This window comes from Campylobacter sp. CNRCH_2015_0338h (genome assembly GCF_025772785.1).
Lineage (GTDB): Bacteria > Campylobacterota > Campylobacteria > Campylobacterales > Campylobacteraceae > Campylobacter_D.
On sequence record NZ_JAKMST010000015.1, the window covers coordinates 1 to 12,740 of the forward strand.

The following is a 12,740-nucleotide window of genomic DNA, read 5'->3' on the forward strand; positions in this document are numbered from 1 at the left end:
AGAAGTAATTATTGCAATAGGTTTTAAATTTCTAATAATAGCAAATCTTACTAGAAGTAAAGCTATTATTATAGCTATAATAGCAATTATAATTTGTTGAAATAACAATCTATTTACTGCGTCAGTATATACAGATTCTTCTGTGATAGAACAGATTATATATTTAGGGTTTAAGCTTTGTGTACATGTTGCGACTTGAGTTTTACCTGTGCCATCTTTAGCATAAAATAAGGTTTCTTCTTTACTTGGATCAACTAAATCAGGATTAGCTTTTACAGCATTTGCTATATTAATGCTTAAATCGTTTTTAGTAAGCATTCTTTCTTTGTCTTCATGGAAGGTTATAACACCTTCTCTATCATAAACTGCAACATAAGAACTATTAGAGTGTCCTAGTGATAAAACATCGGTTGAAAACCTTGAAAGGTCATAATCTCCTGCCGCAACACCTATAAATTTGCCACTTGAATAAATTGGTGCGGCATATGTTACAGTTACTTGACCGCTAGAAGCAGAGACATAAGGGTCGGTAACGATTAGTTTACCAGCAGCTTTTGCTTCTTTATACCAAGGTCTATTTTTAGTATCATATCCACTTGTGATATCGCTAATAACTTTGTTAGATCTGTAAGTTTTACCAGTGTCTTCAAATCCAATGTAAACAAGCTCAAAATCTGATGATTGTTTTAGAGTGCCTAAAATATCTATAATTTCGTCTTGATGCATATTTGGCTTGGAAGAGATCGAGTGTCCAAGAGAGTTGATTGCTGCTCTTTTTGAACTACCATAAAGTTCATATACCTTTGCAACATCTAGCATTGTTTTCATCTGTATTTCATACAGATAATCATTGATTGTTTTTTTAGATTCATAGTAGTTTATAACATTAACTACGGTTAAAATTGCTATAATTAACAAACAGGTTATAAATGTTAATTTACTTGATAAGCTTTTAAAGCTGAACATAAATACCTCCATTGCAATATTTTAAATTGATTAAATCAAATCTAGTTTTATAACATATTGATTATAAAAATATTATTAATTTTAATAAGTTTATTTGTTTATTGTAATTTTTTAAATTATTTTAAATTATTTTTTATATATCTTTAAGCTTTAATAGATATAATTTCAATTTTACATGCGGGAATAGCTCAGGGGTAGAGCACAACCTTGCCAAGGTTGGGGTCGCGAGTTCGAATCTCGTTTCCCGCTCCATTATCACCCGCCCGGGTGGTGGAATTGGTAGACACAAGGGACTTAAAATCCCTCGGAATTTTTCTTCCGTGCCGGTTCAAGTCCGGCCTCGGGCACCACTTTTTGGTAACTCAAGGCGACATAGCCAAGCGGTAAGGCATGGGCCTGCAAAGCCTTGATCTCCGGTTCGAATCCGGATGTCGCCTCCAATGCGATGTTAACACTTGATATTTTTATTCTTTCGGGAGATGGCTGAGTGGTCGAAAGCGGCGGTCTTGAAAACCGTTGAGGGTCACACCTCCAGGGGTTCGAATCCCTTTCTCCCGGCCACTTTAACATAATTTTTCATATTTTTGTTTTCACATTTAAAAGATATTTCTTAATTTCTCTAAGAAATTAAGAAAATTATTCTAAGTCTAAAACCCCGCCTTTGCTAGCATTGCTTACAAGCTTTTGATACATTTTAAGCCATCTTGAATTTATTTGTTTATTTGGCATTTTAAAGTTTGCTTTGCGTTTGGCGATTTCATCTTGGTTTAAATTTACATTGATACTGTAATTATCCACATCAATTTCTATCTCATCGCCATCTTCTAAAAGCGCTATAAGTCCACCTTCTGCAGCTTCAGGAGAAATGTGACCTATACTAAGCCCTCTTGTAGCTCCGCTAAAACGACCATCTGTTATAAGTGCTACTTTAGCACCAAGTCCCATGCCTGTGAGCAATGAGGTTGGACTAAGCATTTCTTGCATGCCAGGTCCACCCTTTGGTCCTTCATAGCGTATCACACACACATCACCTTCTTTAACTTTACCTTTTATAATGCCTTTAATGGCTTCTTCTTGAGAATTAAAACAAACCGCTTTACCTTTGAATTTACGTTCACCCATAATACCTGCAGTTTTTATCACACAGCCTTGTTCTGCTAAATTTCCAAAAAGTATAGCAAGTCCACCTACATTTGAATAGGCATTGTCTATTTTTCTTATAATATTTTCATCTTTAATGCTAGCATTCTCAATGCGTTCTTTTAAAGTTTTTCCGCCAATATCTAGAGTATCAAGTTCTAAAATATGGCCTGGTTTTTTAGCTATTTCAGCCATTACTGCACTTACTCCACCTGCTTTGTGTATATCTTCCATATAAACAGTATTTAAAGATGGAGCAATTTTGGCTATATGAGCCACATTAGTACTGATGTGATTGAGTTCTTTTATATCCAAATTTACACCTGCTTCATAAGCAATGGCAAGCATATGTAAGATAGTATTTGAGCTTCCACCCATAGCCATATCAACAACTAAAGCATTGTTAATGGACTTTTTAGTAATGATATTGCGAATTTTAAAACGCTCATCTAGGGCAATCTCGCAAATTCTACGCGCAGCCTTTCTTAAAAGCTCTTCTCTTTCTTTGCTAAGTGCTAAAATAGTTCCATTTCCTTCAAGCGCTATGCCCATAGCTTCACATAAAGTATTCATAGAATTTGCAGTAAACATACCCGAGCAAGATCCACCGCTAGGACAAGCTTTGCATTCTATATCTTTTAAATCATCTTCATTGATTTTTTTAGCCTCATAAGCTCCCACTGCTTCAAAAACAGAACTTAGACTGATTTTTTCTCCGTGTTTATTTACTCCTGCTCGCATAGGCCCACCGCTCACAAAAATAGTCGGCACATTAACTCTTAAAGCCCCCATGAGCATACCTGGAGTAATTTTATCACAATTTGGGATACAAATTAGTGCATCAAGTTGGTGTGCATTCATCACTGTTTCAATAGAGTTTGCAATGATTTCACGACTTGGCAAAGAATAAAGCATACCATCATGCCCCATAGCAATGCCATCATCTACACCTATAGTATTAAATTCAAAAGGAATGCAACCATTTTTGCGAATTTCATCTTTGATGATCTTTGCATATTCATTTAAGAAAAAATGTCCCGGGATGATATCTATATAGCTATTTGCAACACCTATAAAAGGTTTGTCAAAATCCTCATCATTTAAGCCACATGCTCTAAGTAAAGAACGATTTGGTGCTTTTAAATGTCCTTTTTTGATCGCGTCACTTCTCATTTGTATCCTTTTTTAAAGTAAAAACTATCATTTTATGCTTTTATTTTGCAATTTTTGCTTAAATTTTTTAAACTTAAATGGTATTTTAAAGAAAATTATTTAAAATGTGCAATTATTTTGATTTAAGGAATGTAATGCTTTTAACTAATCCGGTATTTATAGGCGTTGTATTAATGACGCTTTTGTGTTTTTTTAGGTTTAATGTTTTGCTTAGTGTTTTGCTTTCTGGGCTTTTTGTAGGCGTTTGGTCTAAATTTATGCATATAGAGCATTTAACTTTGATGGAGTTTTTTACCCAACTTCCACAAGCTATGATGGATTCTATGAAAATTTTAATCGATGGTATGCAAGGAAATTTACAAACAGCACTAAGTTATATTTTACTTGGAGCGGTGGCTGCTGCTATATCAAAAACTAATTTAACAGCATATTTGATTAAAATAGTTTCGCATTATATTTCACATAAAAAATACTTACTTATACTTTCTTTGGCATTTATTGCTTGTTTTTCACAAAATTTAATCCCTATCCACGTGGCTTTTGTGCCTTTATTGATCCCACCTTTGTTAAAGCTTTTTAATAAATTAAAAATAGACCGTAGAGCCATAGCTTGTGCGCTAACTTTTGGACTTACCACACCTTATATGGTAGTGCCTTTAGGTTTTGGGCTTATTTTTCAAACTTTGCTTGTAGATAATTTAAATTCAAATGGAGTGCAAATTAGCTTAGGAGAAGTTTCTCAAACTATGGCTTTTGCGGCTATTTGTATGCTAGTTGGTCTGTTTTTAGCTGTATTTGTATTTTATGCTAAGCCAAGAGAATATCAAGAAGAGCAAATTGTTAAAATGGACTTTGAAAATCTAAAAATGAGTAAAAAAGAATGGGGTGTTTTAGCTGGTCTTGGACTGACTTTGATTTTGCAAATTTTAACGCACAATTTACCTTTATCTGGACTTTTGGGTTTTGTATTGATGGTGATTTTAGGTGGAGTAGAATATAACAAAGTTAATTTAGTCTTTGATGATGGGCTTAAAATCATGGGTTATATAGCTTTTGTAATGCTTGTTGCTTCAGGATATGGGGAGGTTTTAAAGCAAAGTGGGGGTATAGCTGAGCTTGTAAAAACAAGCGTGCCCTTTATGGCACAAAGTCACTTTTTAGCTATTTTTATCATGTTAGCCATAGGTCTTTTAATCACCATAGGTATAGGCAGTTCTTTTGGTACTATTCCTATCATCGCTGCCTTATTTTGCCCTATATGTATAGAGCTTGGTTTTTCACCTGCTGCGATTATTTTTATCATCGGTGTTGCTGGAGCTTTAGGTGATGCAGGATCGCCTGCTAGTGAGACGACTTTGGGAGTGAGTGTAGGGCTTAATGCAGATAAGCAAGGTGATCACATCAAAGATACTTGTATACCAACCTTTTTATGCTTTAATGGCTCTTTGCTTATCTTAGGTAGTGTTATAGCATTTTGTTTGCTTTAATACATCAGCAAAATTCCGCTTGAGAGTCTGCTTGAAGATTTATTATATTCAATAAGACTCTCACCATAACCATTAAAATACTGAGTGTAAATATACAAGCCATTGTTGGAGATTTTATAAGCTCCACTTATTTCCACTGCACCGCGGTTATTAGCAAAATTTAAATTATTACGCCATAAGATATTGATAAAATAATCATCTTGAGTATAAGCAAGATTGATATCAAAATTACCCAAATATTTTTCTATATCAGGATTATCATCCTCTGAGCTTTTTTCAGGAATTCTTAGCCAAACCCTAGGTATGAACACAAAGTCGTCAAAAAACCATGCATTGCTTAGATAAATTCTATTCCAAGATCTTGATTTTGGATCATCTTGCCCGTTTGATTCGTGTAATAAACCAACGCGTATATTTTTTAAATTTTCAAAAGCTCCATGCCCACTTATAGGAAAATTGATGAAAAATTCAGGCAAATAATTAGTCTCCCTAAAAGGTGATGAATGCTCATAAAGCTGCCACCACGAAATTTGTGTATAAGCTATGTTATAGCTTTCGTTTAAACCCAAAAGATTTTCAAAAAGAGTTTTTTTAAGACTTACTTGAAATTTAGTTTCAGTGCTTTTATAATCTCTTTTGCTAAAACTATAAGAAACAGGCATAAAATAACTAAGATTATGCGTGCTAATACCAAAAGGATTGTATGATTTTTCTGTGCCAAGGTAATTTGCTAAAGCTTCGCTTCTTGGGTTAAAATCATCTATTTTATGTTCTTTTGTTGCATTTTGCTCATTGTTAAGAGAAAGTTCTAAATTTTTTGTTTTTGCTGTATCTTTTAAAGCTAAGCTTTTATAAATTTGCATAGCCTTTTTATACTCACCTTGCCTTTCATATTTTAAGGCTTGATTGATTAAATCTTCATTTGCTAAAGCACTAAAAGCACATATTATGGGTAAGATTGTCTTTTTCATGAAGCCACTTTTTGTATTCGTTAAAATAATTTAAATTTATAAACTCATTTTCATTTTTAAAATCTATAAATTCCGCTTTCATTGTATCACAAAAAAGAGCTAGTTTGTGGTTATTTTCTTGTAAAAATTGCAAAGTTTTTTCAAAATTTCTACCATGATAAAATCCACATAAATAATGCTTGTGCTTTTTTGTGCTTGCTAAGAGTATATTTTGTGATTTTAGATGATGAAAAAGTTTAAAAATACTTTCTTTGCTTATACTTGGAGTATCCACGCTAAGGATAAATACATAGGTGTTTTGAAAATGTTTGAGTATGGAATTTAAGGCAATGAGTGGGGAGTAGTTATTTAAATCCTCATCTAAAATAAGTGCTAAGTTTTTTTGATGAAATTTATCTTTTTTAGCGCTAATAAAAACTTGATTAAAAATTCTTGACATTTTTTCATACTGATAAAGAGTTAAGTTTTTATCATCTACTTGCAATAAGCTTTTATCTTTTCCCATGCGTGAAGACTTTCCGCCACATAAAATCACGCAAGGATAGGGAATTTTTTTACTCATAAAAACCTCATAAATTCATCAAAATATTTTATAATACATTTATGAAATATACAGATTTAATACAAATAAAAGATTATTTTAAACAATTTCAAAGGCTAAATTATCTCAAACGCCTTGATGATAATATCTTAGAGCTTAGCTTAGATCATCAAGCCTTTATACTAGATTTAACACGCGGAAAAAGTGGAATTTACCAAGATAAGCTCCAAGCAAAAGCTTATAATGCACCTTTTGATTTTATGTTAAAAAAATACTTTTCTAATGCAAAGATTTTAAATTTAGAAGTATTAGAAAATAATAGAATTTTATCTTTTGAAGTTTTATCAGAAAAATCTTACAAAGCTTATGGGGCTAAGATTTATTTTGAATTTACAGGAAAAAACACCAATGTCATCATTACAGATACTAATGATATTATCATAGAAGCTTTGCGTCATATAGATAAAAGTTATCGTATTGTAAAAATAGGCGAAAAACTCCAAGCTTTAAAAGCTTATGAGATTAAAGAAGAATTTGTAAAGATTGATGATTTTAATGTGTATTTTAAAGAAAGTGCTAAAAAGTTACAACAAGAGCGCTTAAAAGATATAAAAGAAAATAAACTTTTAAATGTAGATAAAAAAATTTTTACCCTTAAAGAGAGTATAGAAAATTTAGAACAAGAAAGCAATTTATTAAAAAAAGCTCAAGAGTTAAGTCAAAAGGCAGATGTTTTATTTGCTAATTTAAATTCTTTAAAAGATTATCAAAGAGAATTTATTTTGCAAGATTTTAATGCAAATGAGCTTGCTTTTAAGCTTGAAGATACACCTAAAAACAGCGCGAATGAATTTTACAAAATGGCTAAAAAGCTAAAACAAAAGGCTAAAAATATTAATATAGAAAGAGAAATTTTAAGTGAAAAACTTGATTTTTTAATCAATTTAAAAGATTTAATCACCAAAAGCACTTCTTTGCGAGAATTAGAAGTTTTAATGCCTAAAAAAAGTAAAAAAACCAAAAAAGAAGAGTTAAACGCAGGGGTTAGTAGCTTTTATTTTGATGAGTTTAAAATCAGTGTAGGACGCAATGAAAAAGCTAATGAGTATTTATTAAAAATAGCTAAAAAAGATGATATTTGGTTGCATGTGAAAGATTATCCTAGTGCACATGTGATCATTACTTCAAATAAATTAAAAATAAGTCAATTAGTGCTAGAATTTGCCGCAAAGCTTTGTGTGGAATTTTCCAAGCTAAGTTCTGGAACTTATTTGGTCGATTATACGAGTAAGAATTTTGTTAAAGTTAGAGAGAAGGCTTTTGTAAATTATACAAATTATAAGACTATAAGCATTTTAAAGGAGTGAATATGCCTATAAGTCCCATAGGTGGTGTTAATTATGCTAACCAAAATGCACCAGTACATTCAGCACAAGTGAGCAATGAACTAGCAAAAGACTCTTTTGCGACTTTGGTAAATATGAGTGAGTTTCAAGCAAAAGAAAAGGCGGTTGAAAAACTTGAAAAAGTTAATCAAACTCACGAAGTAAGTGATGAGGTAAAAGAAAGACAAGAGGAAGAAAAGAAGCATTCTAAACATCATCAAGAACAAGAAGAAAAAGACGAACAAGAAGAAAAAGAGCAAGAGGTGGTTAAAAAAAGCTCTCATTTACTTGATTTAAGCATATAGAAAGGATAAAAATGTTTTCAAAGACAAGAATTCTTAGTGCTATTGTGATGATAGCCGTAATAGCTGTTGTTGCTTTGGTGGATAATTTTTTGATTAATTTTGCTATTTTTGGTGTTTTATTGTTTTTGGCATTTAAAGAAGCAAAAGCTATGTTTAAAAGTAAACATGCAAGTGCCTTTGTGGCTTTGTGTATTTTTGCAATAGGTGCATTTTTAGATAAACCTTTCTTTATAGGCCTTATGGCTTTGATTTTGATTTTAGGATATTTAGTTTATAAAAAAAGTGAAAATTTAAATGAACTTATACCTTATATATATCCTACTTTGCCTATTTTAATGCTTTATCAAGTATTAAGCTATGAGGGTATGTTTGTATTATTTTGGCTTATAGTGATTGTCGTTGCTTGTGATAGCGGGGCGTATTTTATAGGAAAGCTCATTGGTGAGAGAGCTTTTTCTCCAACAAGCCCAAATAAAACTTTAGAAGGGGTTGTAGGTGGCATAGTTTGCGCAGGGATTTTAGGAACCATCATAGGTTCTTTTGAATTTAGCTTAGTAAAAAGTATTTATATATCTTTAATAGTAGCTATTTTTGCTGTGATAGGGGATTTGCTTGAGAGTTATTTTAAAAGACAAGCAGGCGTTAAAGATAGCGGTAATTTAATCCCAGGTCATGGGGGAGTTTTAGATAGAATTGATGCTGTTATCATTGCAGCATTTGCAATGGCAACTTTAGTATGATTGTACTTGGAAGCACAGGAAGTATAGGGGTTAATACTCTTTTTATTGCCAAAGAAAAAAACATAAGCATAGAAGCCTTATCTTGTGGTAAAAATATCAAGGTTTTAAATGAGCAAATAGCTCTTTTTAAGCCTAAATTTGTATGCATACAAGATGAAAAAGATAAAACCTTGGTTGATCATGATAAGATTTTTTGCGGCCAAGAGGGCTTAAAAGCGATGATAGTTGAGTGTAAAAGCTCTTTGGTGGTAAATGCTATAGTGGGTTTTGCAGGGTTAAACTCAAGTCTTATGGTGCAAAAACTTGGTAAAACTTTAGCTTTAGCAAATAAAGAAAGCCTAGTAGTAGCAGGGAAATTTTTTGACACTTCTAAGATTAAAGCTATAGATAGCGAACATGCAGCATTAAAGTGTTTGATAGATAAAAGAAAAGATATTAAAAAGCTTTTCATCACAGCAAGTGGCGGAGCCTTTTATAATTATAAAATCAAAGATTTAAAAAATGTCAGCGTAAAAGAAGCTCTTAAGCATCCTAACTGGAGCATGGGAACTAAGATCACCATAGATAGTGCTAGTATGTGTAATAAGCTTTTTGAAATTATCGAAGCTTATCATCTTTATGGCATTAAACAAATAGATGCTTTGATAGAAAGAAAATCTTTAGTGCATGCTTTGTGCGAGTTTAAAGATGGTGGCATGAGTGCATATTTTTCTCATGCAAATATGCGTTTATCTATAGCTCAAGCGATTTTAGATGAGCATGATCAAAGCTTTGTAGAAAATTTGGATTTATTAGCTATGCCAAGTTTAAAATTTGAAAAAATTAGTTTAAAAAAATATCCTATATTTTCACTCAAAGATGAACTTTTAAAAAAGCCTGACTTGGGCGTGATTATAAATAGTGCAAATGAGTATATGGTGTATCAATTTTTAGCTCAAAAAGCGCAGTTTTTAGATATCGCTAAAGGAATTTTTAAAGCACTAGATCATTTTGGTGTGCCAAAGATTAACCAAATTGAAGATGTTTTTGAGTATGATAAACAAGTAAGGCTTTATTTAGATAAGGAAATGAAGTGAGATATTTTTTAAGTGTTTTGATTTTTATAAATGTGGTTTTTGCTTTAGAATTTAGTGTGAAAGAAAATGGAAAAAGTTTAGACGATAATAACACGGTTTTAATCCTTGGAGGCATACAAGGAGATGAGCCAGGTGGGTTTCATGCAGCTAGTTTGCTTTTGAGTGATTATAATATCACTAAAGGTAAAATCATCGTTGCGCCAAATTTGGCTTTTGAAAGTATTATTGCTAGAAATAGGGGAAATTTTGGAGATTTAAATAGAAAATTTGCCCATATAGATGAAAGCGATCCTGATTTTCACACCATAGAGCGTATAAAAAAGCTTATTTTAGATCCTGAAGTTAATATGGTCATAAATTTACACGATGGAAGTGGTTTTTATAGACCACAATATGAAAGCAAAGATAAAAACCCAAACCGCTGGGGTAACACTAGCATTATCGATCAAAGCGAAGTAAATTCTACTAAATATGCAGACTTAGAAAACATAGCTAAAGAAGCGGTGGAAAATATCAATAAAGCCTTAGTAAAAGAAGAACATCAATATCATTTAAAAAACACCAAAACCCAAGAAAGTAATGATAAAGATATGTTAAAGGCTTTAACTTATTTTGTAGTGTCAAATCACAAAGCAGCCTTTGCTAATGAAGCGAGCAAAAATTTACCAACACATTTAAGAGTGTATTATCATCTTTTGGCGGTGGAGTATTATCTAAAAAAGGCAAATATAGAATTTCAAAGAACTTTTGAGCTAACTCCAAATGGGGTTTATAGAGCCATTGAAAAGCCTTTGGAGGTAAGACTTTTTAATGATAAAATTTTACTTTATCTTGACAAACCTACTAATGCTATAAATTTCTTACCTTTCCCTGTTAATCAAGCTTTAAATTATGAAGCAAGCAATGAAATTACAGCGGTGATTTCAAACGCTAGTTCATACTCAGTCAATTACGGAAATCGCTTGCAAACTAGACTATACCCTGAATATTTTGAGTTTTCAAATGCGCTAGATAGTGTTGAAATAATAGTAGATGGAAAAAACATACAAACTAACTTTGCTCAAAAAATCATGGTAAAAAATAGCTTTAAAATTCCTTCTATTGTAGGTGTAAGGGTTAATGTCATAGGTTTTGATAGGGGTAATGATGAAAGCGGTATAGAAATAAGTAAAAATCAAATGCAAAGTCGTTATTCTTTAGACAAAAAAAGAAAGATTTATAGAGTGGAATTTTATGAGTTAAAAAATGCAAATTTAGCCGATCAAGCCTTAGAAAAAAAGACAAATTTTAAAGAAATCAAAAAAGCGAACATACCTGCAAAAGCCATAGAAAAAGCAGAGCAAAAGGACAAATTTATTGGTATGATTTTAGTGGAATTTCAATGAAAAGCTTAATTCTTGCCATAGAAAGCTCGTGTGATGATAGTTCTATTGCTATCATAGATAAAAACAGCTTTGAATGTATTTTTCATACAAAGATTTCTCAAGAAAATGCTCATAGTGTCTATGGAGGGGTGGTGCCTGAGCTTGCAGCAAGATTGCACAGTGAAGCCTTACCTAAAATCTTAGAAAAATGCCAAAAATACTTTGACAAACTTTGTGCTATAGCAGTTACAAATAAACCTGGTCTTAGTGTGAGTTTGATAGGTGGGGTTGCTATGGCTAAAATGCTTGCTGTTAGTTTAAATTTACCACTTATAGCGATTAATCATCTAAAAGGACATATCTACTCTATGTTTTTAGATAAAAAAGCTAGTTTTGATATGGGCGTGTTGCTTGTAAGTGGTGGGCATACTATGGTACTTTTTATCGATAAGCAAGGTAAAATCACAGAACTAGCAAGAACAAATGATGATAGCTTTGGAGAAAGTTTTGATAAAGTAGCTAAGATGATGGGACTTGGTTATCCTGGTGGGGCTATCATAGAAAATTTAGCTAAAAATGTAAAAGAAAGTGATTTAGAATTTAGCATACCTTTACTTCATTCTAAAGACTTAGCTTATAGTTTTTCAGGACTTAAAAACCAAGTGCGTTTGGAAATTTTAAAAGAAGAGCTAAGCTTAGAGCGTAAAAGCAAAATAGCCTTTGCATTTCAAAAAGCAGCCATAGCGCATATTTTAAACAAGTTAGAAAAAATTTTTAAAGAGTATAAATTTAAGCGTTTTGGTATAGTAGGTGGAGCTAGTGCAAATTTAAGCTTAAGAAGTCAAATAGAGCATTTATGCCAAAGCTATCAATGTGAACTTTTGCTAGCTCCGCTTGAGTATTGTTCAGATAATGCTTTGATGATAGCAAGGACAGCTTGTGAGGCTTATGAGTGTAAAGAATTTGTAAGTATTGAAGATGATCTTATAAGTCCTAAGGTGAAAAATTTACAAGGTGTATTATGAAAAAGGCTTTTACTATTATAGAACTTGTGTTTGTGGTGATTATACTTGGTGTTTTAGCAGCAGTTGCTTTGCCAAAATTTAACACAAGTAAAGATGAAGCAAGTACAGCTCAAGCTTTAGGAAATTTAAAAACTTTTATCAATGATGTAAGTTCTTGTGTATTAAAAAATGAAAGTCTTTCAAGTATAGCTTTGATGAGTAATGTAGCAAATATAAAAAATGAAGATTTATCGAATTTGCAAAATTCCACCAAAGAACTTGATTTTAGTGTGGGAAATGACGAGCAGTGTTTTAAGGTGTTATTTGTAGATAAAGAAAGCATTTTGCTTTTAGCGCTTATGGTAGATAATGCTCAAAAAAGTAAAGTCCAAAATATAGCAGATTTAAAAAATCAAGCTTTGAAAGATCCTAAAAATCAAAGCATAAAAACTCAACTAGATGAAGCTTTAAATGCTTTTAGTCAAAGTGAATTTACAAGCACTTCAAAGTCTAAGGCTTGTCAAAGTTTAATCCACTCTAAAGCTTTTAAAGACTTAGCTACTAGGGTATATTTTTTAAGTGGTGGTT

Annotated in this window: 12 protein-coding genes and 4 tRNA genes; 12 read left to right on the plus strand and 4 right to left on the minus strand. The window is 32.0% G+C overall.

From position 1 onward, the window contains the following. The coding region (locus tag L8X30_RS07675) for a cache domain-containing protein (RefSeq protein WP_263679734.1) at positions 1-828 on the minus strand (828 nt) is incomplete at its 3' end. Between the two features lie 315 nt (positions 829-1,143). Between L8X30_RS07675 and L8X30_RS07680 the strand changes: the two genes are divergently transcribed. The 4 genes from L8X30_RS07680 to L8X30_RS07695 all read left to right on the plus strand — a co-directional run bounded on the left by L8X30_RS07680 (position 1,144) and on the right by L8X30_RS07695 (position 1,527). Beyond that, positions 1,144-1,218: transfer RNA gene (locus L8X30_RS07680), tRNA-Gly, on the plus strand. 9 nt (positions 1,219-1,227) lie between these two features. After that, positions 1,228-1,316, plus strand: a tRNA-Leu gene (locus tag L8X30_RS07685). Positions 1,317-1,332: 16 nt separating this feature from the next. Continuing rightward, a tRNA-Cys gene (locus L8X30_RS07690) sits at positions 1,333-1,406 on the plus strand. A 33-nt stretch (positions 1,407-1,439) separates the two neighbouring features. Then, positions 1,440-1,527, plus strand: a tRNA-Ser gene (locus tag L8X30_RS07695). 75 nt (positions 1,528-1,602) lie between these two features. Here L8X30_RS07695 and ilvD read toward each other — a convergent pair. Further along, positions 1,603-3,279 carry a dihydroxy-acid dehydratase gene (gene ilvD / locus L8X30_RS07700; protein WP_263679735.1) on the minus strand — a complete coding sequence of 559 codons (1,677 nt, stop codon included), beginning with the start codon at positions 3,277-3,279 and terminating at the stop codon, positions 1,603-1,605. Positions 3,280-3,413: 134 nt separating this feature from the next. Here ilvD and L8X30_RS07705 point away from each other — a divergent pair, with 134 nt between their 5' ends. Next, the gene (locus L8X30_RS07705; protein WP_412175511.1) at positions 3,414-4,766 is read left to right on the plus strand and encodes a Na+/H+ antiporter NhaC family protein; all 1,353 of its coding nucleotides are present in this window, start codon (positions 3,414-3,416) and stop codon (positions 4,764-4,766) included. On the opposite strand, the gene L8X30_RS07710 is transcribed toward L8X30_RS07705, so the two are convergent. Both L8X30_RS07710 and L8X30_RS07715 read right to left on the minus strand, forming a co-directional pair. Beyond that, the gene (locus L8X30_RS07710) at positions 4,763-5,737 is read right to left on the minus strand and encodes a phospholipase A (protein WP_263679737.1); all 975 of its coding nucleotides are present in this window, start codon (positions 5,735-5,737) and stop codon (positions 4,763-4,765) included. The genes L8X30_RS07705 and L8X30_RS07710 overlap by 4 nt on opposite strands. Then, a complete protein-coding gene (locus L8X30_RS07715) occupies positions 5,700-6,299 on the minus strand; it encodes an NTP transferase domain-containing protein (RefSeq protein ID WP_263679738.1) in 600 nt (199 codons plus the stop codon). Before L8X30_RS07715 ends, L8X30_RS07710 begins: the two co-directional genes overlap by 38 nt. Before the next feature lie 41 nt (positions 6,300-6,340). Here L8X30_RS07715 and L8X30_RS07720 point away from each other — a divergent pair, with 41 nt between their 5' ends. From L8X30_RS07720 to L8X30_RS07750, 7 genes are all read left to right on the plus strand, one after another. After that, the gene (locus tag L8X30_RS07720) at positions 6,341-7,645 is read left to right on the plus strand and encodes an NFACT RNA binding domain-containing protein (RefSeq protein WP_263664319.1); all 1,305 of its coding nucleotides are present in this window, start codon (positions 6,341-6,343) and stop codon (positions 7,643-7,645) included. Positions 7,646-7,647: 2 nt separating this feature from the next. Further along, a complete protein-coding gene (locus tag L8X30_RS07725) occupies positions 7,648-7,968 on the plus strand; it encodes a hypothetical protein (protein WP_263679739.1) in 321 nt (106 codons plus the stop codon). Between the two features lie 11 nt (positions 7,969-7,979). Further along, a complete protein-coding gene (locus tag L8X30_RS07730) occupies positions 7,980-8,708 on the plus strand; it encodes a phosphatidate cytidylyltransferase (RefSeq protein ID WP_263679740.1) in 729 nt (242 codons plus the stop codon). Further along, on the plus strand, positions 8,705-9,784 hold the full coding sequence (gene dxr / locus L8X30_RS07735; protein WP_263679741.1) for a 1-deoxy-D-xylulose-5-phosphate reductoisomerase: 1,080 nt from the start codon (positions 8,705-8,707) through the stop codon (positions 9,782-9,784). The genes L8X30_RS07730 and dxr overlap by 4 nt, the downstream gene beginning before the upstream one ends. Then, positions 9,781-11,169 (plus strand): M99 family carboxypeptidase catalytic domain-containing protein, encoded by a 1,389-nt coding sequence (locus tag L8X30_RS07740; RefSeq protein ID WP_263679742.1) that lies wholly within the window; start codon positions 9,781-9,783, stop codon positions 11,167-11,169. Before dxr ends, L8X30_RS07740 begins: the two co-directional genes overlap by 4 nt. Continuing rightward, complete coding sequence (gene tsaD, locus L8X30_RS07745) at positions 11,166-12,173, plus strand: tRNA (adenosine(37)-N6)-threonylcarbamoyltransferase complex transferase subunit TsaD (protein ID WP_263679743.1); 1,008 nt, start codon at positions 11,166-11,168, stop codon at positions 12,171-12,173. The genes L8X30_RS07740 and tsaD overlap by 4 nt, the downstream gene beginning before the upstream one ends. Next, a partial coding sequence (locus tag L8X30_RS07750) for a type II secretion system protein (protein WP_318529753.1) occupies positions 12,170-12,740 on the plus strand: 571 nt, incomplete at its 3' end. The genes tsaD and L8X30_RS07750, both read left to right, overlap by 4 nt.

Bases quoted from the DNA above. Each gene is read 5' to 3' on its own strand.
- ilvD (WP_263679735.1), bottom strand. From the start codon at position 3,279: ATGAGAAGTGACGCGATCAAAAAAGGACATTTAAAAGCACCAAATCGT.
- L8X30_RS07705 (WP_412175511.1), top strand. From the start codon at position 3,414: ATGCTTTTAACTAATCCGGTATTTATAGGCGTTGTATTAATGACGCTT.
- L8X30_RS07710 (WP_263679737.1), bottom strand. From the start codon at position 5,737: ATGAAAAAGACAATCTTACCCATAATATGTGCTTTTAGTGCTTTAGCA.
- L8X30_RS07715 (WP_263679738.1), bottom strand. From the start codon at position 6,299: ATGAGTAAAAAAATTCCCTATCCTTGCGTGATTTTATGTGGCGGAAAG.
- L8X30_RS07720 (WP_263664319.1), top strand. From the start codon at position 6,341: ATGAAATATACAGATTTAATACAAATAAAAGATTATTTTAAACAATTT.
- L8X30_RS07725 (WP_263679739.1), top strand. From the start codon at position 7,648: ATGCCTATAAGTCCCATAGGTGGTGTTAATTATGCTAACCAAAATGCA.
- L8X30_RS07730 (WP_263679740.1), top strand. From the start codon at position 7,980: ATGTTTTCAAAGACAAGAATTCTTAGTGCTATTGTGATGATAGCCGTA.
- dxr (WP_263679741.1), top strand. From the start codon at position 8,705: ATGATTGTACTTGGAAGCACAGGAAGTATAGGGGTTAATACTCTTTTT.
- tsaD (WP_263679743.1), top strand. From the start codon at position 11,166: ATGAAAAGCTTAATTCTTGCCATAGAAAGCTCGTGTGATGATAGTTCT.